The following is a 20,877-nucleotide window of genomic DNA, read 5'->3' as shown; positions in this document are numbered from 1 at the left end:
AAAAGCGCTTTTTCACGTCCAATCTCCATCAGTTGGGGGATTGGACTCCAAACCACGGTGCTACTCAAAAGTGGGGGGGCGTCGCCTATTCAGCTTCGTGCGATGGAAGCTGCGCTCGATGCGATGAGGGGCGCTCATCCATCCAGAGTGGCGCAAGTTCATGCTCTTACACGGCTGATTTCACAGCAATTTGCGAAATGTCGAGGGGGTGCTCAAGTTACCCTTGAGGTGGCCGACGCCGGTCATGGAGCCTTTTCGCTCCGCTCCCTGGCAATTGGAGGTTTTGCATGAACGTTTCATCCGTTGGCTCGAATTTCCCGACCCCTGCCGCAAGCCGGCCGGAGTCCGCCGAAGCGGCAGGCATGGCCGATCACGATGGCGATCAGGATGATGGCGGCGCCGCCGCAGCCGCCACGGCATCGCCCCCGCAGGCATCCGTCAATCTCTCCGGCCAGGCGGTTGGCCGGTTGCTCAACGTCAAGGCCTGAGTCGCCCGGGCAGCTGCGGCCCGGGATGGCCGCAGCCTTCAGCCGCCGGTCGCGACGTTCCCGTCCGCGCCGGGGCGGGTCAGGCAGCTTCATGTGCTGCCGATGCACGCCATGGTCTGGGCGTCGGATGCCCTTTCACCGCGCACCCGACCCGCGTTGGAAACCACCACGTTCAGGGCTTTCGCATCACGTCCCGGCAGGCACAGGGTGATGGTCAGGTTCGTCCCCGCGGCGCTTCCGTCCGGATGGAAGCGCACCCGGTATCGCCCGACGCTGCTCCTCACGTGCATCCCGGCCGGCGCGTGGGGCCCGGTGACGATCGCCGCCTGGTCCGGATGGTTGTCGCCGTTTCGGTCCATTCCGATCAGCCAGCCGTTTTCCCAGCGGGAAGTGCGTACACAGTCCGAGCCGTCCCTGCTCGGGCAGAACACTGCCGGCAACCCCCGGGAGACGGCGATATAGCGGGCATGCTGCAGCCCGGCCATGAGGTCCATCTGGGCGCTCTGCAGCCGGCTCCTGGCCAGCATGTCGCCCATCGAGGGTAATGCGACGGTCGCCAGCACGGCCACGATGGCCAGGGCCATCAGTTGCTCGATCAGGGTCCAGCCCTGCGACGTTCGTGTACGGCGAAGCTGTCCTGCATGCGTGGGCTGCCGGTCCATGGCGGGCTCCATCGGGCGGGTGACCGGACACAGGGTAGGCACTGCGCGGTATCGCGCATGCCGTCGCGTCCATGGCGGTTCCGTGGGTGGCTGCTGACGCAGGCTGTCAGCAGGGGCAATTTAAAATGCGCGTCGCTGCCCGCATGCTGTCAGGTCATGACCGAACGATTCGAGCTTGTTTCCCCCTACCAGCCCTCCGGCGACCAGCCGCAGGCGATCGCTCGCCTCAGCGAGGGCTTCGAGGCCGGGCTGGCGGCGCAGACGCTGCTGGGCGTGACCGGCTCGGGCAAGACCTACACCATCGCCAACGTGATCCAGCGGGTGCAGCGGCCGACCATCGTGATGGCGCCGAACAAGACCCTGGCGGCGCAGCTGTACGGGGAGTTCAAGGAGTTCTTCCCGCACAACGCGGTGGAGTACTTCGTCAGCTACTACGATTACTACCAGCCCGAGGCCTACGTGGTCGCCTCGGACACCTTCATCGAGAAGGACGCCTCGATCAACGAGCACATCGAGCAGATGCGGCTGGCGGCGACCAAGGCGCTGCTGTCGCGGCGCGACTCGATCATCGTGGCCACGGTGTCGGCGATCTACGGCCTGGGCAATCCCGAGGACTACCTGTCGCTGCGACTGATCCTCGCCCGCGGCGAGCGCATCGAACAGCGCCAGCTGATCCGCCAGCTCACCGAGCTGCAGTACAGCCGCAACGAGATGGAGCTGCGCCGCGGCACCTACCGCGTGCGCGGCGAGATCATCGACGTGTTCCCGGCCGAATCGGAAACCGAGGCGCTGCGGATCGAGCTGTTCGACGGCGAAGTGGAGAACCTGGCGCTGTTCGATCCGCTCACCGGCGAGGTGCTGCGCAAGGTGCCGCGCTACACGGTGTACCCACGCACGCACTACGCCTCCACCCGCGAGAGCGTGCTCAACGCGATCGAGACGGTGAAGGTCGAACTGAAGGAGCGGCTGGACCAGCTCTACGCCGCCAACAAGCTGCTCGAGGCGCAGCGGCTGGACCAGCGCACCCGCTTCGACATCGAGATGATGGCCGAGGTCGGCTACTGCCAGGGCATCGAGAACTACTCGCGCCACCTGACCCGCCGCCTGCCCGGCGAGCCGCCGCCGACCCTGTTCGACTACCTGCCGCCCGACGGGCTGCTGGTGATCGACGAGTCGCACGTCACCGTTCCGCAGCTCGGTGCCATGTACAAGGGCGACCGTTCGCGCAAGGAGACGCTGGTGGAGTTCGGCTTCCGCCTGCCGTCGGCGATGGACAACCGCCCGCTGCGCTTCGAGGAATGGGAGCAGCGCGTGCCGCGGGCGATCTACGTGTCGGCCACGCCGCGCGACTACGAGCTGCAGAAGTCCGGCGATGCGGTGGTCGAGCTGGTGGTGCGCCCGACCGGCCTGGTCGATCCGGAAGTGGAGGTGCGGCCGGTACGCACCCAGGTCGACGACCTGCTCGGCGAGGTGCGCAAGCAGATCGCGATGGGCGACCGCACCCTGGTCACCACGCTGACCAAGCGCATGGCCGAGAACCTCACCGAGTACCTGGCCGAGCACGACATCAAGGTGCGCTACCTGCACTCGGACATCGAGACGGTGGAGCGCAGCGAGATCATCCGCGACCTGCGCCTGGGCGAGTTCGACGTCCTGGTGGGCATCAACCTGCTGCGCGAAGGCCTGGACATGCCCGAGGTGTCGCTGGTCGCGGTGCTGGACGCGGACAAGGAGGGCTTCCTGCGCTCCACCGGTTCGCTGATCCAGACCATCGGCCGCGCCGCCCGCAACGTGCGCGGCCGGGCGATCCTCTACGCCGACGAGGTGACCCGTTCGATGCAGGCGGCGATGGACGAGACCGCGCGCCGCCGCGAAAAGCAGATCGCCTGGAACGCGGCCAACGGCATCACGCCGCAGACCGTGGTCCGGCGTATCGCCGACATCATGGAGGGCGCCCGCAGCGAGGCGCCGGCCCGCGGACGGGGCAAGCGCGGTGCCGGGCGCGACCGAGACAAGGCGGTGGCCGAGCCGGCGGCGGGCTACGAATCGCTCAGTCCGCAGCAGCTGTCGGCGGCGATCAAGAAGCTGGAAGGGCAGATGTACAAGCACGCCCAGAACCTCGAGTTCGAGGAGGCGGCGCGGATCCGCGACCAGATCGGCAAGCTGCGGGAGCAGGCGCTGCGCTAGCCGGTCTGGCCGGTCCGGGCGTGGCCCTGTTGCGCCGGTTTCAGGGCTTTGGCTATACTTCGCGGCTCTTGGGCGGTTAGCTCAGCGGTAGAGCACTACCTTGACATGGTAGGGGTCACAAGTTCGATCCTTGTACCGCCCACCAAGATGCCGACGGTCCCGGTTCCTGCCGGGGCGGTCGAAGCAGGATCCAGCAAGACGGCGCCGCCCGCGAGGTCGGCGCCGTTTTTGTTTGCCCGTTGCCGACGTGTCCCGGAGCCGATGCGATGACCTACCTGTGGATCAAGTCCCTGCACCTGCTGTTCGTGATCGCCTGGATGGCGACGGTGTTCTACCTGCCGCGGATCCTGGTGAACGTGGCCGAGGCGGGTGACGACGCGGCGGTGCGGGCGCGGCTGCACCTGATGGGGCGGCGGCTGTACAGGTTCGGGCACAGCATGTTCGGCATCGCCTTCGTGTTCGGACTGGCGCTCTGGCAGGGGTGGCGGGTGTTTCCTCGGCAGTTGCCGAACGTGGTGGCGGGCATGCACTGGATCGACGCCAAGCTGACCCTGGTGGCCGTGCTGCTGGCCTATTTCATCTGGGCCGGCCGCCTGCTCAAGCGCAGCGAGAAGGGTGGCCCGCTGCCTGCGTCGCGGGCGCTGCGCTGGTTCAACGAGCCGCCGGTGCTGCTGCTGCTGGCGGTGATCTACCTGGTGCTGGCCAAGCCGTTCTGAGTCCCGCCCGGCGGCTGACCGGTCAGCGTCCGGAGTAGTCGCGATACCAGGCGACGAAGCGTGTCACGCCGTCCTCGATCGAGGTGTTCGGCGCGTAGCCCACGTCGCGCCGCAGCGCCGAGACGTCTGCCCAGGTATCCGGCACGTCGCCCGGCTGCATCGGCAGCAGGCGTTTCTCCACCGTGCGTCCCAGCGCCTGCTCCATCAGCTCGATGAAGCGCAGCAGTTGCACCGGCTGGTCGTTGCCGATGTTGTAGACCCGGTAGGGTGCGGCGGAGGTGCCCGGGTTCGGCTGCATCGGGTCGTAGGACGGATCCGGCTGCGCCGGGTGGTCGAGGGTGCGGATCACGCCTTCGACGATGTCGTCGATGTAGGTGAAGTCGCGGCTGTGGTTCCCGAAATTGAACACGTCGATCGGCTCGCCGCGACTGATCCGGTCGGCGAACAGCATTGGCGACATGTCCGGCCGGCCCCACGGGCCGTACACGGTGAAGAAGCGCAGGCCGGTGGTCGGCAGGCCGTAGAGGTGGCTGTAGGTGTGCGCCATCAGCTCGTTGGCCTTCTTGGTCGCCGCGTACAGGCTGACCGGATGGTCGACCGCGTCCTCCACCGCGAACGGCAGCTTGCGGTTGGCGCCGTAGACCGAGCTGGACGAGGCGTAGACCAGGTGCTGCACGCCGCCATGCCGGCAGGCTTCCAGGATGTTGCCAAAGCCGACCAGGTTGCTCTGGATGTACGCCTGCGGGTTCTGCAGCGAGTAGCGCACGCCGGCCTGGGCAGCGAGGTTCGCCACGCGTTCGGGTGCGAACGCGTCGAAGGCTGCCTGCAGTGCGTCGCGGTCGGCGATGTCCGCACGCACGTGCCGGTATCGCGGGTGACCGGCGAAGCGCGCCAGCCGCGCCTCTTTCAGCGCGGGGTCGTAGTAGTCGTTGTGGTTGTCGATGCCGCACACCTCGTCGCCACGCGCGAGCAGGCGTTCGACGAGCGCGGCGCCGACGAAACCGGCCGAGCCGGTGACGAGGATGCGCATGGGAAAGTCCGGTACTGGATCCCGCCTAGTCTAACTGCTGGCGCCATCGCACCGTCGCCGCGAGCGGCATGCGGGGATCTTCGAAGGCGGTGCCCATGGTGCTCGTGCAGGCCGCTGCGCGACCCGCGCGGGTTGAGCCTTCGCGCCCGAGCGACTAAGGTAAAAAGATCACTACATCCGCGACGCAAGGCCCACTCATTCGAGTGTCCGGCCCCGTCAGGCTGTCTGCCTTGCGTCCCGACCCCGCCTTCCGCGGGGTCACCGCCTTCACATGGAGCGGGAGCGACGCACCCATGATCAAGATCAAAGTCGACCGGCTGACCAAGATTTTCGGCCCTCGCCCCGAGCAGGCGCTGAAGATGGTCGCGCAGGGCGTCAGCAACGCCGACGTGCGCGAGAAGACCGGCCATGCGGTGGGCATCGCCGACGTGTCCTTCGAGGTACGCGAAGGCGAGCTGCTGGTGGTGATGGGCCTGAGCGGCAGCGGCAAGTCGACCCTGATCCGCTGCCTCAACCGGCTCAACGAGCCGACCCGCGGCCACATCTACGTCGATGGCGAGGACATCACCACCTACAACCGCGAGCAGCTGCTCAAATTCCGCCAGCACAAGATCAGCATGGTGTTCCAGCACTTCGCGCTGTTTCCGCACCGCACGGTGGCGGACAACGCCGCCTACGGACTCGAGATCCAGGGCGTGGAGCCGGACGAGCGGCGCCGGCGCGCGGAGGAGGCGCTGGAGCTGGTCGGCCTGAAGGGCTGGGGCGACAACTTCCCCGGCCAGCTCAGCGGTGGCATGCAGCAGCGGGTGGGGCTGGCGCGCGCGCTGGCGGTCAATCCCGACATCCTGCTGATGGACGAGGCCTTCAGTGCGCTCGATCCGTTGATCCGTCGCGACATGCAGCACGAGATGGTGTCGCTGCAGGAGCGCATGAAGAAGACCATCGTCTTCATCACCCACGACCTGGACGAGGCGCTGCAGATCGGCGACCGCATCGTGCTGATGAAGGACGGCCGGGTGGTGCAGATCGGCACACCCGAGGAGATCCTCAACAACCCGGCCAACGCGTACGTCGAGCGCTTCGTCGAGAACGTGGACATGTCGCGCGTGCTCACCGCCCGTTCGGTGCTGTCGCGGGCCCGCGTGGTGGCATTCCCGCAGGACGGTCCGCGCACGGTGCTGCACAAGATGTCCGAGGAGAACTTCAGCAGCATCCTGGTGGTGCGGCGCGACTACACCCTGCTCGGCGCGATCAGCCTGGAGCGGGTGTCCGAGGCGGTGAAGTCCGGGGCCACGTCGATCGAGGGGCTGGTCGAGGAGGCGCCGGCGGTATCGCCCGACGAGCCGCTGATGGGGATCATCAACGTGATGGCCGCATGGCGCTACATCACGCCGGTGGTCGATGCACAGGACAAGCTGCTGGGCGTGGTGACCCGCGCGCGGCTGCTGACGGCGCTGGCCGAGAGCGGCCGCGAGACGGCTTCGTCGCCGGACGCCGAGCCGGGGAGTGCCGCCGCATGAGCCTGCTGATTCCGGAGATTCCCAAGTTCCCGCTGGCGCACCTCATCGACGTGGCGCTGGACTGGCTCACCAGCCATTTCTCGTTCATCACCAAGGCGCTCAGCCACGCCACGTCGGTGGCCATCGACGGGGTGGTCGCCGGGCTCGAGTGGCTGCCGCCCTGGCTGCTGATCCTCGCCGTGGCGGCGCTGGCGTGGCGCATGGCTGGTCGACGCGTGGCCATCCTGTCGGCCCTCGGTCTGCTGTTCCTGTGGAACCTGCGGCTGTGGGAGCCGACCCTCGAGACGATCACGCTGGTGCTGATGTCGACCCTGATCGCCGTGGTCATCGGCCTGCCGCTGGGTATCGGGGCGGCGCTGAGCCAGCGGACGTCGCGGGTGGTGATGCCGGTACTCGATTTCATGCAGACGATGCCGGCGTTCGTCTACCTGATCCCGGCGATCCCGTTCTTCGGGCTCGGCGCGGTGTCGGCCAGCGTCGCCACGGTGATCTTCTCGATGCCGCCGGCGATCCGGCTGACCGCGCTGGGCATCAGGCAGGTGCCCGCGGACCTGATCGAGGCGGCCGACGCCTTCGGTTCCTCGCCGCGCCAGAAGCTGTTCAAGGTGCAGCTGCCGATGGCTGTGCCGACGATCATGGCCGGCGTGAACCAGACCATCATGCTCGCCCTGTCGATGGTGGTGATCGCCGCGATGATCGGCGCCGGCGGGCTCGGCGGCGAGGTCTGGAAGGCGATCCAGCGCCTGGAGCCGGGCAAGGGCTTCGAGTCGGGCATCGCCATCGTCATCCTCGCGATGATCCTGGACCGCATTACCCAACGCATCGGGCGTCGTTCGCAGGCGTCTGCCGGAAAGTAGTCAAAGGAGACGATCCATGAAGATCAAACCCCGTTTCGGCCGGTACGTGCCGGTTCTCGCGCTGGCCGTCGCCGCGGCCGGCTGCTCGCCGTCCGGGGCGCCCTCGTCGCAGGGCGCCGGTGCCCCCGCGTCCTCCGCCACGTCGGCGGCGGCCCCCGGCCTCGGCAAGAAGGACATCAAGCTCGCTTACGTGGAGTGGTCCAGCTGCGTGGCGGCGACCAACGTGGCGCGCGCCGCGCTCGAGCAGAAGGGCTACGACGTGCAGACCGTCTCGGTCAGCGCCGCGGCCATGTACGCGGCGGTGGCCGACGGAGACGCCGATGCGACGGTGTGCGCCTGGCTGCCCAGCACCCAGGCCAACTACTACGCCCGGACCAGGGACAAGCTCGACAACCTCGGCCCGAACCTGGTCGGCACCCGGCTCGGCCTGGTGGTGCCGGACTACGTCACCATCGATTCGATCCCGCAGCTGGCGGACCACGCCGAGCAGTTCCAGGGGCGCATCGTCGGCATTGACCCGGGGGCCGGCGAGATGGGGCTGACCCAGCAGGTGGTCGAGCAGTACAAGCTGCCGCTCAAGCTGATCGACGGCAGTGGCGCCACGATGACGGCGGCGCTGAAGAGCGCGATCGACAATCATCAGTGGATCGTGGTCACCGGCTGGACCCCGCACTGGATGTGGGCGCGCTTCAAGCTCAAGTATCTGGCCGATCCGAAGGGCATCTATGGCACGGCCGAGGACATCGACACCCTCGCGCGGCGTGGGCTGAAGCAGGATGCGCCCGACGCCTACGCGGTGCTGGACGGCTTCCACTGGACGCCGGAGCAGATGCAGCAGGTGATGGACGCCGACCGCGAGCCGGACGCCAGGCCGGACGAGGTGGCGAAGCAGTGGGTCCGGCAGCACGCCGACGTGGTGGCCGGCTGGAGCCACTGAGCCCGTTCGCGCCCGGGTCGATGGCGGCCCGGGCCCTGCCGCCACCGACCATGCCGGGGGCGTCGCCACGCGCTGATGCTTGGTGGTTGCGTGCCGACGCGGCGAACCGGTCCGCGCGTCCAGGGGCGCGGAACTCCCTCCCAACCAGGGGACGACCATGACGATTCATCCGATCAGGGCAGCGATCCTCGCGACGCTGTGCGCGACCGCGTCGCTGCCGGCCCGGGCCGGTACCGACGTGTCCGCCCCGCCGGCCACGGCGGTCGACCAGAAGATCGCGCAGATGCAGGCGCGCATCGACGAGCTGCAGAAGGAACTGCTCCAGCTCAAGCAGGCGCAGGCCCAGGCGGCCAGCGAACGGTCGCAGGCGGCGACGAGCCGGCAGGTGCAGGCGGCGAAAGTCGACAAGCTGGCCAAGGCCGCCGATGCCTCCGCCGACGGCATCCACGTCGGCGGTGCGATGCGCTTCCAGTACTCGTACGAGGACTACAACCACGGCAACCGCCGCCGCATCGGCGACACCGACTTCGACATCTTCCGGCTCAACCTGCGCGGCAAGGTGGACAACATCGAGCTGCAGGCGGAGTGGCGCTGGTTCCAGTACATGAGCGCGATCAAGTACGCCTGGCTGGGCTACGACTTCGGCAAGCATTCGCAGATCCAGGCGGGGATCACCCGCATCCCGTTCGGCAACCAGCCGTACGACTCGCACAACTACTTCTTCAGCTCGAACTACTACCTCGGGCTGGAGGACACCTACCACGCCGGTGTCGAGTACGTGTACGCGGGCAGCCCGTGGAACGTGCAGCTGGCCTTCTTCAAGAACGACGCGATGGGCGGCGTCGACGGCTATGTCAGCAATCGCACCGACAGCTACTCCTACAACGTGCTCGGCGTGCGCGCCCCCGGTGAGGGCATCTACGACGCACCGCGACAGCCGGCGGGCAGCGCCAACACCGCTGCCGCGCGCGTGGCCTACACCTTCCACCCCGATGACGACCTGTCGCTGGAGCTGGGCGCCTCGGCGCTGCACGGAGGCCTGGAAGGGGCGACCTCGCGGATAGGGCACTACAGCGCCTATGCCGTGCATCTGAACGCCAATTACCTGCAGTGGAACGTGCAGGCCCAGGCCGCGCACTACGGCTACCACACCGACAGCGGCGCGACCCGGCTGGCGGTCGGTGCGTACCACTTCTACGACACCATCGCCGCGCGGGCGGACTCCTACACGTTCAACGTGAAGTACCACCAGCCGGTGAAATGGGGGCCGATCCACGGCCTGGACTTCTACAACGACTACTCGATGGTCACCCACAAGTCCGGGATGCTTCCCAGCACCTTCATGAACGTGCTGGGCGTGGGGGTCTCCGCCGGTGACCTGTACACGTATTTCGATTACGTGATCGGCCGCAACCAGCCGTTCATCGGCGGCAGCATGGCCGGCGATGGCGAGGTCGAGCACCGTTTCAACATCAATCTCGGCTTCTATTTCTGACGGACCGGCGGGCCGGGGTCTCCGGGAGCGGTCCGCCGCTGGCCCCGGCGTCCGGCGGCGTTGACAGCCTGCCGGGGCCGGGCTAGCTTTGCCGCGATTCCTTCAACGACAAGGTGGCCCGCAGGCAACTGCCGGTCGAGCGTGCGACATGGAGACTATCCGGCCCCCCCGCTGACCTTCCGCGCCACCGTTTCCGTTCGACGAAAAGGGCGCGCGGCGTCCTTTTTTATTGCCCGTGGTTCAACGACATGATCCAGATCACCCTTCCCGACGGCAGCCAGCGGCCGTTCGACCATCCCGTCACCGTGCAGGACGTGGCCGCCTCGATCGGCGCCGGCCTGGCCAAGGCCACCCTGGCCGGCAAGGTCGACGACAAGCTGGTCGACGCCAGCCACCTCATCGATCGTGACGCCAGCCTGCAGATCGTCACCGACAAGAGCCCGGAGGCGCTGGAGATCCTGCGCCACTCCACCGCGCACCTGATGGGCCAGGCCGTGCAGCGGCTGTTCCCGGGCGCGCAGGTGACCATCGGTCCGGTGATCGAGAACGGCTTCTACTACGACTTCGCCTACGAGCGGCCCTTCACCCCGGAGGATCTGCCGAAGATCGAGGCGGAGATGCACAAGATCGTCGACGAGCAGCTGGCGGTGACCCGCAGCGTGAAGTCGCGCGACGAGGCGATCGCGTTCTTCCGCGGCCTCGGCGAGGAGTACAAGGCGCAGATCATCGAGTCGATCCCGTCGAACGAGGAGCTGTCGCTGTATTCGCAGGGCGAGTTCACCGACCTGTGCCGCGGCCCGCACGTGCCCAACACCGGCAAGCTGCGCGCGTTCAAGCTGATGAAGGTCGCCGGCGCCTACTGGCGCGGCGACTCCAACAACCAGATGCTCAGCCGCATCTACGGCACCGCCTGGCTCAACGACAAGGATCTGAAGGCCTACCTGCACCAGCTGGAAGAGGCCGAGAAGCGCGACCACCGCAAGATCGGCAAGGCGCTCGACCTGTTCCACCAGCAGGAAGAGGGTCCCGGCATGGTGTTCTGGCACCCGAAGGGCTGGGCGATCTGGCAGCAGGTGGAGCAGTACATGCGCGGCGTGTACCGCAAGTCGGGTTACCAGGAGGTGCGCTGCCCCCAGGTGCTGGACGTGTCGCTGTGGAAGAAGTCCGGCCACTGGGACAACTACGCCGAGAACATGTTCTTCACCGAGTCGGAGAAGCACACCTACGCGCTGAAGCCGATGAACTGCCCGGGCCACGTGCAGATCTTCAACCACTCGCTGCACAGCTACCGCGACCTGCCGATCCGCTACGGCGAGTTCGGCGGCTGCCATCGCAACGAGCCCTCCGGCGCGCTGCACGGCATCATGCGCGTGCGCGCGTTCACCCAGGACGATGGCCATATTTTCTGCACCCCCGAGCAGATCGAACCCGAGGTGACCGCCTTCCACCAGCAGGCGATGCAGGTCTACACCGACTTCGGCTTCGACAACATCGCGCTGAAGATCGCCCTGCGTCCGGAGAAGCGGATCGGCGCCGAGGAGGTCTGGGACAAGGCCGAGGAGGCCCTGCGCGCGGCCCTGCGCTCGGCCGGCGTCCAGTGGGAAGAGTTGCCGGGCGAGGGCGCCTTCTACGGCCCGAAGATCGAGTACCACATGAAGGACTCGATCGGCCGTGCCTGGCAGGTCGGCACCATGCAGGTCGACTTCATGATGCCGGAGCGGCTGGGTGCCGAGTACGTGGACGAGCACAGCCAGCGCCGCCATCCGGTGATGCTGCATCGGGCCATCGTCGGCTCGATGGAGCGCTTCATCGGCATCCTGATCGAGCACCATGCCGGCCTGCTGCCGGCATGGCTGGCCCCGGTGCAGGCGGCGGTGTTCTCGATCACCGACGCCCAGGCCGACTACGTCCGCGAGGTGACGCAAACCCTTGTCGACAAAGGTTTCCGGGTGGAGGCCGATTTGCGCAACGAGAAGGTCGGCTATAAAATCCGCGAGCATACGTTGCAGAAGGTGCCGTACCTGCTTGTCGTGGGTGATCGCGAGAAGGAGGCCGGCGCCGTTTCCGTGCGTACCCGTTCCGGCGAAGATCTGGGCAGCATGCCGCTGGCCGCTTTCGTCGAGCGACTGAAGGCCGAAGTGGAGCGCTGAGGCGCTCCACCCGGTCAACCGAAACATCTTCTGGAGGATAGTGGTATCGCTACCACCGACACTAAGGGCAACCGCCGCAACCTCGAGATCCGCGTCCCGCGGGTACGAGTCATCGGTCCGGATTCCGAGCAGATGGGCATCCTCACGCGTGATGAGGCGCTGCGTGCTGCCGAGGAATTCGGCCTCGACCTGGTCGAGATCCAGCCCAACGGCGACCCACCGGTCTGCCGCATCATGGATTACGGCAAGTTCAAGTTCGAGGCCCAGAAGAAGGCTTCGGCCGCCAAGAAGAAGCAGAAACAGGTCGAAATCAAGGAAGTGAAGTTCCGCCCGGTCACCGACATCGGCGACTACCAGATCAAGCTGCGCAACATGCTCCGCTTCCTGGAAGAGGGCGACAAGGTCAAGGTGACCATCCGCTTCCGCGGTCGCGAAATGTCCCACCAGGATCTCGGCCAGGCGCTGGCCAAGCGGATCCAGGAAGACGTGGGCGAGAATGGCCAGGTCGAGTCCTTCCCCCGCCTGGAAGGCCGCCAGATGGTCATGATGATCGGCCCGAAGAAGAAGCAGTAAGCCCGGTCCATCGGACCAGGCAAGGCAGGACGGCCGGGGATTCCCGGCCGTTTTCGCGTCCGCCGGCATGACCGGCGGGGTGATCGTGTCGGGTGCCGCGCGGCTATGGCAAATGCTCCCGGTCACCCGTATAATCGCCGGTTCGACCCACCAGGACGGGTCGTGCACCGATCCCGGCAGGATGGAAAGCGTGGCTCACCGGGCCACCGCCGGCTCAGTCAGAAACCGGGCCCACAAGCCCACCCAGGAAGCATTCCCATGCCCAAGATCAAGACCAACCGGGCGGCGGCGAAGCGTTTTCGCAAGACCGCATCCGGCAAGTTCAAGGCAGGCCACGCGTTCAAGTCGCACATCCTGACCAAGAAGTCGACCAAGCGTAAGCGCGGTCTCCGTGCCACCAACCACGTGAAAGCGTGCGACACCAAGTCGGTGGCCCGCATGCTGCCGTACCTCTAAGGCAGGAGACGAACCATGGCTCGTGTTAAGCGTGGCGTTACCGCCCGTCGTCGTCACAAGAAAATCATCGGCCGCGCGAAGGGCTACTACAACGCCCGTCGCAAGGTCTTCCGCGTTGCCAACCAGGCCGTCATCAAGGCCGGTCAGTACGCCTACATCGGCCGCAAGCAGCGCAAGCGCCAGTTCCGCGCCCTGTGGATCGTGCGTATCAACGCCGCTGCCCGTCAGTTCGGCCTGTCCTACAGCCGCCTGATCAATGGTCTGGCCAAGGCCGGCATCACGGTCGACCGCAAGGTGCTGGCCGACATTGCCGTCCACGACATCAAGGCCTTTGGCGCGATCGCGGAAAAGGCGAAGGCCAGTCTGGCCGCTTGATCGTCGAGGCGCTCGCGCGCCGACGATATGATGTAAAGCAAGCGGGGAGGAGGCCAACGCCTCCTCCCCGTTTTTGTTTGGGGCACTCACCGGAATCGCATCGATGGACGATCTGGACCGCCGCGCCGCGCAGGCGCTGGCCGATATCGAAGGCGCTGCCTCGCTCGACGCGCTCGACGCCCTGCGCGTCGGCCTGCTCGGCAAGAGCGGCATCGTCACCGCCGCATTGAAATCACTGGGCGCGCTGGCGCCGGACGAGCGCAAGGCGCGCGGCGCCGAGGTCAACCGCGTCAAGGAGCGGCTCGCCGACGCGCTGTCTGCCCGCAAGGCAATGCTGGAACAGGCCGAACTGGACCGCCGCCTCGCCTCCGAGACCATCGACGTCAGCCTGCCCGGCCGCGACGGTGAACGGGGCGGTATCCACCCGATCACCCGCGCACTCGAGCGCATCGCCTCGATCTTCGCGCGGCTGGGTTACCAGCGCGCCGACGGCCCGGAGATCGAGGACGACTGGCACAACTTCGAAGCGCTGAACTTCCCGCCGCACCATCCGGCGCGCGCCATGCACGACACCTTCTACTTCGGCGACGGCCGCCTGCTGCGCACCCACACCTCCCCGGTGCAGGTGCGTTCGATGCAGGGCCGGCAGCCGCCGATCCGCATCATCGCGCCGGGCAAGGTCTACCGCAGCGACTCGGACCAGACCCATTCGCCGATGTTCCACCAGATCGAAGGGCTGCTGGTCGACGAGACCTCCAGCTTCGCCGACCTCAAGGGCACGCTGGCCGAGTTCGTGCGCGCGTTCTTCGAGCGCGACTTCGAGATGCGCTTCCGTCCCAGCTATTTCCCGTTCACCGAGCCCTCGGCCGAGGTCGACATCCGCTGGGAGACCGAGGATGGCCAGAGCCGCTGGCTGGAGGTGCTCGGCTGCGGCATGGTGCATCCGAACGTGCTGAGGAACTGCGGCATCGATCCGGAGCGCTACACCGGCTTCGCCTTCGGCCTGGGCGTGGAGCGCTTCGCGATGCTGCGTTACGGCGTCTCCGACCTGCGCGCGTTCTTCGAGAACGACCTGCGCTTCCTCAAGCAGTTCGCGTAAGCCGGCAAGGAACCCACAACGATGAAATTCTCCGAGAACTGGCTGCGCGAGCTGGTCGAGATTCGCGCCGACCGCGCCCAACTGGCCCACGCGCTGACCATGGCGGGGCTGGAGGTCGAGGAACTCACCGCACTGGGCGAGGGCCTGGACGGTGTGGTCGTGGCCGAGATCGTCGCCGCCGAAAAGCATCCGGAAGCCGACCGCCTGCAGGTCTGCCGCGTCGATGCGGGGCAGGGCGAGCCGCTGCAGATCGTCTGCGGCGCGCCGAACGCGCGCGTCGGCATCAAGGTGCCGCTGGCCACGGTCGGCGCCACCCTTCCCGGCGGCATCAGCATCAAGACCGCCAAGCTCCGGGGCGTGGCTTCGTCCGGCATGCTGTGTTCGGCAAAGGAGCTGGGCGTCGACGCCGATGCCTCCGGCCTGCTGGAGCTGCCGCTGGACGCCCCGGTCGGCCAGCCGCTGGCGGCCTGCCTCGGCCTGCCGGACGCCAGCTTCGAACTCAAGCTCACCCCGAACCGGCCGGACTGCCTCGGCCTGGTCGGCCTCGCCCACGACGTGGCGGCGCTGTTCGGCAGCCACGTGAAGGTGCCGGCGCAGTCGCCAGCGGCGGTGACCAGCGATGCCCGTCGCGGCATCCGGCTGGAGGCCGGCAAGGATGCGCCGCGCTACCTGGGCCGGGTCATCGAGGGCATCGATGCCACCGCGCGCACGCCGCTGTGGATGGCCGAGCGCCTGCGTCGCGCCGGCCTGCGCCCGATCAGCGCCGTGGTCGACGTGACCAACTACGTGATGCTCGAGCTGGGCCAGCCGATGCACGCGTTCGACAACGATGCGCTCAGCGGCGACGTGGTGGTCCGGCACGCCCGCGTCGACGAGACGCTCAGGCTGCTCGACGGCAGCGAGGCCGTGCTGGATCCGTCCTTCGTGGTGATCGCCGACGAGGCGAAGGCACTGGCCGTGGCGGGCGTGATGGGCGGGTTCGACTCGCGCGTGACCGACGGCACCGCCAACGTCTTCCTGGAGTCCGCGCATTTCGCGCCCGCCGCGATCATGGGCAAGGCGCGCAAGCTCGGGCTGCACACCGACGCCTCGCACCGTTTCGAGCGCGGCGTCGATCCAGCGCTGCCGCAGCGCGCACTGGAACGCGCTACCGAGCTGCTGCTGTCCATCGTCGGCGGCCGGGCCGGCCCGGTGCTGGTGGCCGAACGCGCTGGTGACCTGCCGCAGGCTGCGCCGGTGCCGCTGCGTCGCGACCGGCTGCGCCGCGTGCTCGGCATCGTCGTCGACGATGCCGAGGTGGCGCGCATCTTCACCGCGCTGGGCATGCAGGTGACGGCGACCGCGGACGGCTGGTCGGTCACCGCCCCGAGCAGCCGCTTCGACATCGAGCGCGAGGAAGACCTGATCGAGGAAGTGGCCCGCATCCACGGCTACGACCGGATCCCCACCCACACGCCGGCCGGCGCGCTGGCGCTGTCGCCGGAACCGGAGGCCCGGCTCGGCGAGCTCGCCGTGCGCGAGCAGCTCGCCGCCCGCGGCTACTTCGAGGCGGTGAACCTGTCCTTCGTGCCGGCCGAGCTGCTGGCGCGCTGGGGCTTCGAACGCGATCTGGTGCCGCTGGCCAATCCGCTCTCGGCGGACCTGGCGGTGATGCGGCCGTCGCTGCTGCCGGGGCTGATCGAGGCCCTGCGGCATAACCGAGCCCGCCAGCAGGAGCGCGTGCGCCTGTTCGAGCTTGCCCGGGTGTTCGGCGCCGGCGACCCGCCGGTGGAGACGCCGAGCCTGGCGATCGCCGCCTGCGGCAGCGCCCGTGCCGAGCAGTGGGGCGAGCCGAGCCGCCCGTTCGATTTCTTCGACCTGAAGGGCGAGCTGGACGCCCTGATCGCCTGGGGCGGCGAACCGCATCGCTGGGCCGTTCACACCGACAACCTGCCCGCGTGGCTGCATCCGGGGCGTGGTGCCCGTATCGCCCGCGATGGCGTGACGGCCGGTTACCTGGGGGCGCTGCATCCGCAACTGGCCAAGGCGCTGGACCTGGGGCCCGATGTGCACGTACTCGAGGTGGCGTTGGAGCCGCTGCTGGCTCGTCGCCTGCCGCGGGCCGCAGCAGTGGCGCGCTTCCCGGCGGTGCGTCGGGATATCGCCCTGGATCTGCCCGAAGCGGTCGCCTGGTCACAGATCGACCAGGTGGTCCGTGCCACCCTCGGCGGGCTGCTGCGCGAGCTCCGGCTGTTCGACCGGTACAGCGGCAAGGGGGTCGAAGCCGGCCGAAAGAGTCTCGCTATGGGCTTGATTTTGCAGGACGCTTCACGCACGCTTACCGACGACGACGCGGACCGCTGCGTACGTGATGCGGTCTCTGCGTTGGAGAAGTCATGCAAGGCAAGGTTGCGGGGTTGAAATGGCGCTGACCAAGGCGGAAATGGCCGAGCGCCTGTTCCTCGAGGTGGGCCTCAACAAGCGTGAGGCGAAGGAGTTCGTGGACGCCTACTTCGAGGTGGTCCGCGAAGCGTTGGAAAAGGGGGAGCAGGTCAAGCTGTCCGGTTTCGGCAACTTCGACCTGCGCATGAAGAACCAGCGTCCGGGACGCAACCCGAAGACGGGCGAAGAGATTCCGATCTCCGCCCGCAGGGTCGTGACGTTCCGTCCGGGTCAGAAACTCAAGGTGCGGGTCGAGGGCTATGCTGGACCAAGGGAATAACACCGAGCTTCCAGCCATCCCGGCCAAGCGCTATTTCACCATCGGTGAGGTCAGCGACCTGTGCGGGGTGAAGCCGCACGTCCTGCGCTACTGGGAGCAGGAGTTTCCTGCCCTCAATCCGGTCAAGCGCCGGGGCAACCGCCGCTACTACCAGCGCCACGACGTGCTGATGATCCGCCAGATCCGCTCCCTGCTTTACGACGAGGGCTTCACCATTACCGGTGCGCGCGCTCGTCTGGAAGGTCCGCAGGCGCGGATGGAGGCCAGCATGTCCCACCAGATCGTGCGCCAGGTGCGCATGGAGCTGGAGGAGATTCTCGGCCTGCTGCGCCGCTAGGCTTCCGGCACCACCGGGCAAGCTGTTAGACTTGCCGACTTGTTTGATCGTCGGGGCGTAGCGCAGCCTGGTAGCGCATCTGCCTGGGGGGCAGAGGGTCGTCGGTTCGAATCCGGCCGCCCCGACCAATCAACCGCTTCATGAAGACGGCGCCCCTCGGGCGCCGTTTCCGTTTCCGTGGATCGACCCTCAGGCGGCCTTTGCCAGTCCGCCATGGTCCTGGACCCTGAAGAACGCCACGCTGTCGACCAGTGAGCGGGCACGCTGCTGGACCGCATCCGCGGCGGCGGCGGCCTCTTCGACCAGGGCTGCGTTGCTCTGGGTGACCTCGTCCATCTGGCTGATCGCGCGGTTGACCTGCTGGATGCCTGCCGCCTGCTCCTGGCTCTGCGAGGCGATCGCGCCGACCGTATCAACCACTTGCCCGACGCTGTCCAGCAGCCGGCCTACCATCGACTCGGCCTGCCCGATCATCCGGCTGCCCCCGCCGATGATGTCCACCGACTCCTCGATCAGCGCCTTGATCTCGTCGGATGCCGAGCGCGAGCTGCGGGCCAGCGCCTGCACTTCGGACGCGACCACGCTGAAGCCCTTGCCCGCCTCCCCGGCGCGGGCGGCCTCGACGGAGGCATTGAGGGCCAGGATGTGGGTCTGGCTGGCGATGCGGGTCATCGTTGCGGTGATCTCGGCGATCCGGTCAGCCACGCCCTGCACGCGTGCCATGGCGTCGACCGCCTCGGTCATTGCCATGCCGCTCTGGCGCGCGATGTCCGAGGCGGAAGCTGCGATCTGGCTCGCCTCCCGGGCCCGCAGCGCATTCGCATTCACGCTGCCGGTAAATTCCTGCATCGACGCGGTGGTCTCTTCCAGTGCGGCGGCCTGCTCGCTGGTGCGCGCAGAGAGATCCTGGTTGCCACTGGCAATCTGCCGGGTCGATGCGGAGATTTCGTTCGAGCCCCTGCGGATCGTGCCCACGACGCCCGACAACTGCTCGACCATGCGATCCAGTGCCGCCAGCAGCTGGCCGGTCTCGTCGCGGGTGGTCGCTTCGATCTGCATGCTCAAGTCGCCTTCGGCGACCGCCTCGGCCAGTTTCACTGCACGCCCGATCGGAGCGGTGATGCTGTACGCCAGCAGCCAGATCAGCACGGCACAGGCGACCAGCGAGCAAAGCACGACCATGGCCAGCAGCCGGGCGGCGCTGCGATAGGCGTCCTCGCTCTGACCGTCAATGCGGCGGCTCGCCGCCGTAGCCGCGGTCTTCATGCCGTTGACCAGCGCGTCGATCGCATCGGTGGGCGGCCGGTCCATGCCTTTGACCAGGCCATCGACCACATGCACGCTGTCCGGTTTGCGGCCGTCGTAATGCTGCAGGGCTTCCTCGTAGCGTTTCTGCAGTTCGCCGTGGGTGGCCAGGGCGGCGTCGACGCCGCGGGTGTCCAGGTCGAGCGCGGCCATCTGTTTCTTCAGCGATGCCAGATCGGCGTCCACGCGGTCGCTCTGGGAGGTGAACTCGCCGTGGTATTTGGTGAACGCAGCCGGGTCATTGCCGCGCAGCAGCGTGTCCTTCCAGTTCTGCACCTGCTTCTTGAAATCCACCTGGGCCACGCGGGCCGTGTCGACCGCAGCGGCAAAGGCCGCGGCAGTCCTGGCGGAGTCCTGCTGCAGGGTGTGGGTCCGGACCAGACCACGCCAGCCACCGATGCCGACCAGGGCGGTGGCGATCAGCATGATCAGGCCAAGCAGGCTCAGCCGTACGGCAATACGGAGGTCGCGAAAGCGGAAACGCATGGGAGATCGCAGGGAAGCGGGGGAGGCGGCCTATCGGCATGCACTGCCCCGGACTTGAATGCCGGGGCCAGGAACGGCCTGCCCGCGTGAACCAGATCCCGGTTTCCGGCGCTCCCGGCGAGTGACCGTAGCGGCACCATACGCCGTTGGATGGTGCCGGATGCCTGCCTCGCGGGGCAGGCATCCGGCAACCGGCGTCAGTAGAGAACCCGCGTGCGCAACGTGCCCTGGATCGCGGCCAACTGGTCCTTGAGCGCGCTGGCCTGGGCCTCGTCGGCGGACACGTCGATCACCACGTAGCCGACGTCCGGGTCGGTCTGCAGGAACTGCGCATCGATGTTGATGTTGCCCGCCGAGAACAGCTCGTTGATACGCGAGAGCACGCCCGGCACGTTGCGGTGGATGTGCAGCAGGCGGCGGCTGCGCGGATGCTCGGGCAGCGACACCTCGGGGAAATTCACTGCCGACAGGGTCGAGCCGTTGTCGCTGTAGCGCACCAGCTTGGCCGCCACCTCGATGCCGATGTTGTCCTGCGCCTCCAGCGTGGAGCCGCCGATGTGCGGGGTGAGGATCACGTTGTCCATGCCGATCAGCGGCGAGACGAACGGATCGTCGTTGCCCTTCGGCTCGGCCGGGAACACGTCGATCGCCGCGCCGGCCAGGTGCTCCGTGCGCAAGGCCTCGGCCAGCGCATCGATGTCCACCACGGTGCCGCGCGAGGCGTTGATCAGCAGCGCGCCCTTGCGCATCCTGGCGATCTGCGCGGCGCCGAACATGTTCTGCGTGGCGGGCGTCTCCGGCACGTGCAGGGTGACCACGTCGGAGCGCTCCAGCAGGTCGTCCAGGCTCGCCGCGGCGCGGGCGTTGCCCAGCGACAGCTTCGACTCGATGTCGTGGAAGATAACCTGCATGCCCAGTGATTCGGCCAGCACGCCGACCTGGGTGCCGATGTGGCCGTAGCCGATCACGCCGAGCGTCTTGCCGCGTGCCTCGTAGCTGCCCAGCGCCGACTTGGTCCAGCCGCCGCGGTGGCACAGCGCGTTCTTCTGCGGGATGCCGCGCAGCAGCATGATCGCCTCGGCCAGCACCAGCTCGGCCACGCTGCGGGTGTTGGAGTAGGGCGCGTTGAACACCGGTACGCCCAGTGTCTTGGCGGTCTGCAGGTCCACCTGGTTGGTGCCGATGCAGAAGCAGCCGATCGCGATCAGCCGCTTGGCCTCGGCCAGCACCTCGGCGGTGAGATGGCTGCGCGAGCGGATGCCGACGATGTGCGCCTCGGCCACGCGGGCCTTCAGCTCGGCCTCCGGCAGCGATTTCTGGTGGTACTCGATCTGCGTGTAGCCGGCCTGGCGGAAGGTTTCCACGGCGTTCTGGCTGACGCCTTCGAGCAGCAGCACCTTGATGTCTTGCTTCGGGAACGAGGTCTTCATGCCGGGTCCGGACGGGCGGGAAAGTCACCACTATGCCAGAGCCGCGGCGGGAATGCGGCACCGCACCACTGGA

20 protein-coding genes and 2 tRNA genes are annotated in these 20,877 nt (G+C 67.5%); 18 read left to right on the top strand and 4 right to left on the bottom strand.

The window, feature by feature from the left end:
- A partial coding sequence (locus C693_RS24120) for a hypothetical protein (RefSeq protein ID WP_206740663.1) occupies window positions 1-291 on the top strand: 291 nt, incomplete at its 5' end.
- A complete protein-coding gene (locus C693_RS24060) occupies window positions 288-488 on the top strand; it encodes a hypothetical protein (RefSeq protein ID WP_198506899.1) in 201 nt (66 codons plus the stop codon). The genes C693_RS24120 and C693_RS24060, both read left to right, overlap by 4 nt.
- Window positions 489-577: 89 nt before the next feature.
- Here C693_RS24060 and C693_RS0117820 read toward each other — a convergent pair whose 3' ends face one another.
- Window positions 578-1,150 carry a GspH/FimT family pseudopilin gene (locus C693_RS0117820; RefSeq protein ID WP_017463641.1) on the bottom strand — a complete coding sequence of 191 codons (573 nt, stop codon included), beginning with the start codon at window positions 1,148-1,150 and terminating at the stop codon, window positions 578-580.
- A gap of 156 nt (window positions 1,151-1,306) precedes the next feature.
- On the opposite strand from C693_RS0117820, the gene uvrB reads away from it, so the two are divergent.
- The 3 genes from uvrB (at window position 1,307) to C693_RS0117805 (ending at window position 4,053) form a co-directional block, all read left to right on the top strand.
- Entirely contained in the window at window positions 1,307-3,337 is a 2,031-nt protein-coding gene (uvrB, locus tag C693_RS0117815; protein WP_017463640.1) for an excinuclease ABC subunit UvrB, read from the top strand.
- A gap of 70 nt (window positions 3,338-3,407) precedes the next feature.
- Window positions 3,408-3,482: transfer RNA gene (locus C693_RS0117810), tRNA-Val, on the top strand.
- A gap of 121 nt (window positions 3,483-3,603) precedes the next feature.
- The gene (locus C693_RS0117805; RefSeq protein ID WP_017463639.1) at window positions 3,604-4,053 is read left to right on the top strand and encodes a CopD family protein; all 450 of its coding nucleotides are present in this window, start codon (window positions 3,604-3,606) and stop codon (window positions 4,051-4,053) included.
- A 22-nt stretch (window positions 4,054-4,075) separates the two neighbouring features.
- Here C693_RS0117805 and C693_RS0117800 read toward each other — a convergent pair whose 3' ends face one another.
- On the bottom strand, window positions 4,076-5,083 hold the full coding sequence (locus C693_RS0117800; RefSeq protein ID WP_017463638.1) for an NAD-dependent epimerase: 1,008 nt from the start codon (window positions 5,081-5,083) through the stop codon (window positions 4,076-4,078).
- A gap of 293 nt (window positions 5,084-5,376) precedes the next feature.
- On the opposite strand from C693_RS0117800, the gene C693_RS0117795 reads away from it, so the two are divergent.
- From C693_RS0117795 to C693_RS0117735, 13 genes are all read left to right on the top strand, one after another.
- Window positions 5,377-6,603, top strand: a complete 1,227-nt coding sequence (locus tag C693_RS0117795) for a quaternary amine ABC transporter ATP-binding protein (protein ID WP_017463637.1) — start codon at window positions 5,377-5,379, stop codon at window positions 6,601-6,603.
- On the top strand, window positions 6,600-7,460 hold the full coding sequence (locus C693_RS0117790; RefSeq protein WP_017463636.1) for an ABC transporter permease: 861 nt from the start codon (window positions 6,600-6,602) through the stop codon (window positions 7,458-7,460). Before C693_RS0117795 ends, C693_RS0117790 begins: the two co-directional genes overlap by 4 nt.
- 16 nt (window positions 7,461-7,476) lie before the next feature.
- Complete coding sequence (locus C693_RS0117785) at window positions 7,477-8,397, top strand: glycine betaine ABC transporter substrate-binding protein (RefSeq protein WP_017463635.1); 921 nt, start codon at window positions 7,477-7,479, stop codon at window positions 8,395-8,397.
- Window positions 8,398-8,554: 157 nt separating this feature from the next.
- Window positions 8,555-9,892, top strand: a complete 1,338-nt coding sequence (locus tag C693_RS0117780; protein WP_017463634.1) for a porin — start codon at window positions 8,555-8,557, stop codon at window positions 9,890-9,892.
- A gap of 248 nt (window positions 9,893-10,140) precedes the next feature.
- Window positions 10,141-12,042, top strand: a complete 1,902-nt coding sequence (gene thrS / locus C693_RS0117775) for a threonine--tRNA ligase (RefSeq protein ID WP_017463633.1) — start codon at window positions 10,141-10,143, stop codon at window positions 12,040-12,042.
- Between the two features lie 45 nt (window positions 12,043-12,087).
- Complete coding sequence (gene infC, locus C693_RS0117770) at window positions 12,088-12,615, top strand: translation initiation factor IF-3 (protein WP_338390727.1); 528 nt, start codon at window positions 12,088-12,090, stop codon at window positions 12,613-12,615.
- A gap of 258 nt (window positions 12,616-12,873) precedes the next feature.
- Window positions 12,874-13,071 carry a 50S ribosomal protein L35 gene (rpmI, locus tag C693_RS0117765; RefSeq protein WP_017463631.1) on the top strand — a complete coding sequence of 66 codons (198 nt, stop codon included), beginning with the start codon at window positions 12,874-12,876 and terminating at the stop codon, window positions 13,069-13,071.
- A gap of 15 nt (window positions 13,072-13,086) precedes the next feature.
- The gene (rplT, locus tag C693_RS0117760) at window positions 13,087-13,446 is read left to right on the top strand and encodes a 50S ribosomal protein L20 (RefSeq protein WP_017463630.1); all 360 of its coding nucleotides are present in this window, start codon (window positions 13,087-13,089) and stop codon (window positions 13,444-13,446) included.
- Window positions 13,447-13,549: 103 nt separating this feature from the next.
- A complete protein-coding gene (gene pheS / locus C693_RS0117755) occupies window positions 13,550-14,545 on the top strand; it encodes a phenylalanine--tRNA ligase subunit alpha (protein ID WP_017463629.1) in 996 nt (331 codons plus the stop codon).
- A gap of 21 nt (window positions 14,546-14,566) precedes the next feature.
- A complete protein-coding gene (gene pheT, locus C693_RS0117750) occupies window positions 14,567-16,945 on the top strand; it encodes a phenylalanine--tRNA ligase subunit beta (RefSeq protein ID WP_017463628.1) in 2,379 nt (792 codons plus the stop codon).
- Between the two features lies 1 nt (window position 16,946).
- Window positions 16,947-17,246, top strand: coding sequence for an integration host factor subunit alpha (gene ihfA, locus C693_RS0117745; protein ID WP_017463627.1), 300 nt, complete (start codon window positions 16,947-16,949; stop codon window positions 17,244-17,246).
- On the top strand, window positions 17,227-17,583 hold the full coding sequence (locus C693_RS0117740) for a MerR family transcriptional regulator (protein ID WP_017463626.1): 357 nt from the start codon (window positions 17,227-17,229) through the stop codon (window positions 17,581-17,583). The genes ihfA and C693_RS0117740 overlap by 20 nt, the downstream gene beginning before the upstream one ends.
- Before the next feature lie 51 nt (window positions 17,584-17,634).
- Window positions 17,635-17,711, top strand: a tRNA-Pro gene (locus C693_RS0117735).
- 61 nt (window positions 17,712-17,772) lie between these two features.
- On the opposite strand, the gene C693_RS0117730 is transcribed toward C693_RS0117735, so the two are convergent.
- Together C693_RS0117730 and serA are read right to left on the bottom strand one after the other, a co-directional pair.
- Window positions 17,773-19,374 (bottom strand): methyl-accepting chemotaxis protein, encoded by a 1,602-nt coding sequence (locus tag C693_RS0117730; RefSeq protein ID WP_017463625.1) that lies wholly within the window; start codon window positions 19,372-19,374, stop codon window positions 17,773-17,775.
- A gap of 197 nt (window positions 19,375-19,571) precedes the next feature.
- Window positions 19,572-20,804 carry a phosphoglycerate dehydrogenase gene (gene serA / locus C693_RS0117725; protein WP_017463624.1) on the bottom strand — a complete coding sequence of 411 codons (1,233 nt, stop codon included), beginning with the start codon at window positions 20,802-20,804 and terminating at the stop codon, window positions 19,572-19,574.
- Window positions 20,805-20,877: the final 73 nt, after the last annotated feature.

It is taken from the genome of Dyella ginsengisoli LA-4, from assembly GCF_000334915.1.
Taxonomy (GTDB): Bacteria; Pseudomonadota; Gammaproteobacteria; order Xanthomonadales; family Rhodanobacteraceae; genus Dyella_A; species Dyella_A ginsengisoli_A.
This window is presented reverse-complemented; position numbering and strand designations above follow the sequence as displayed.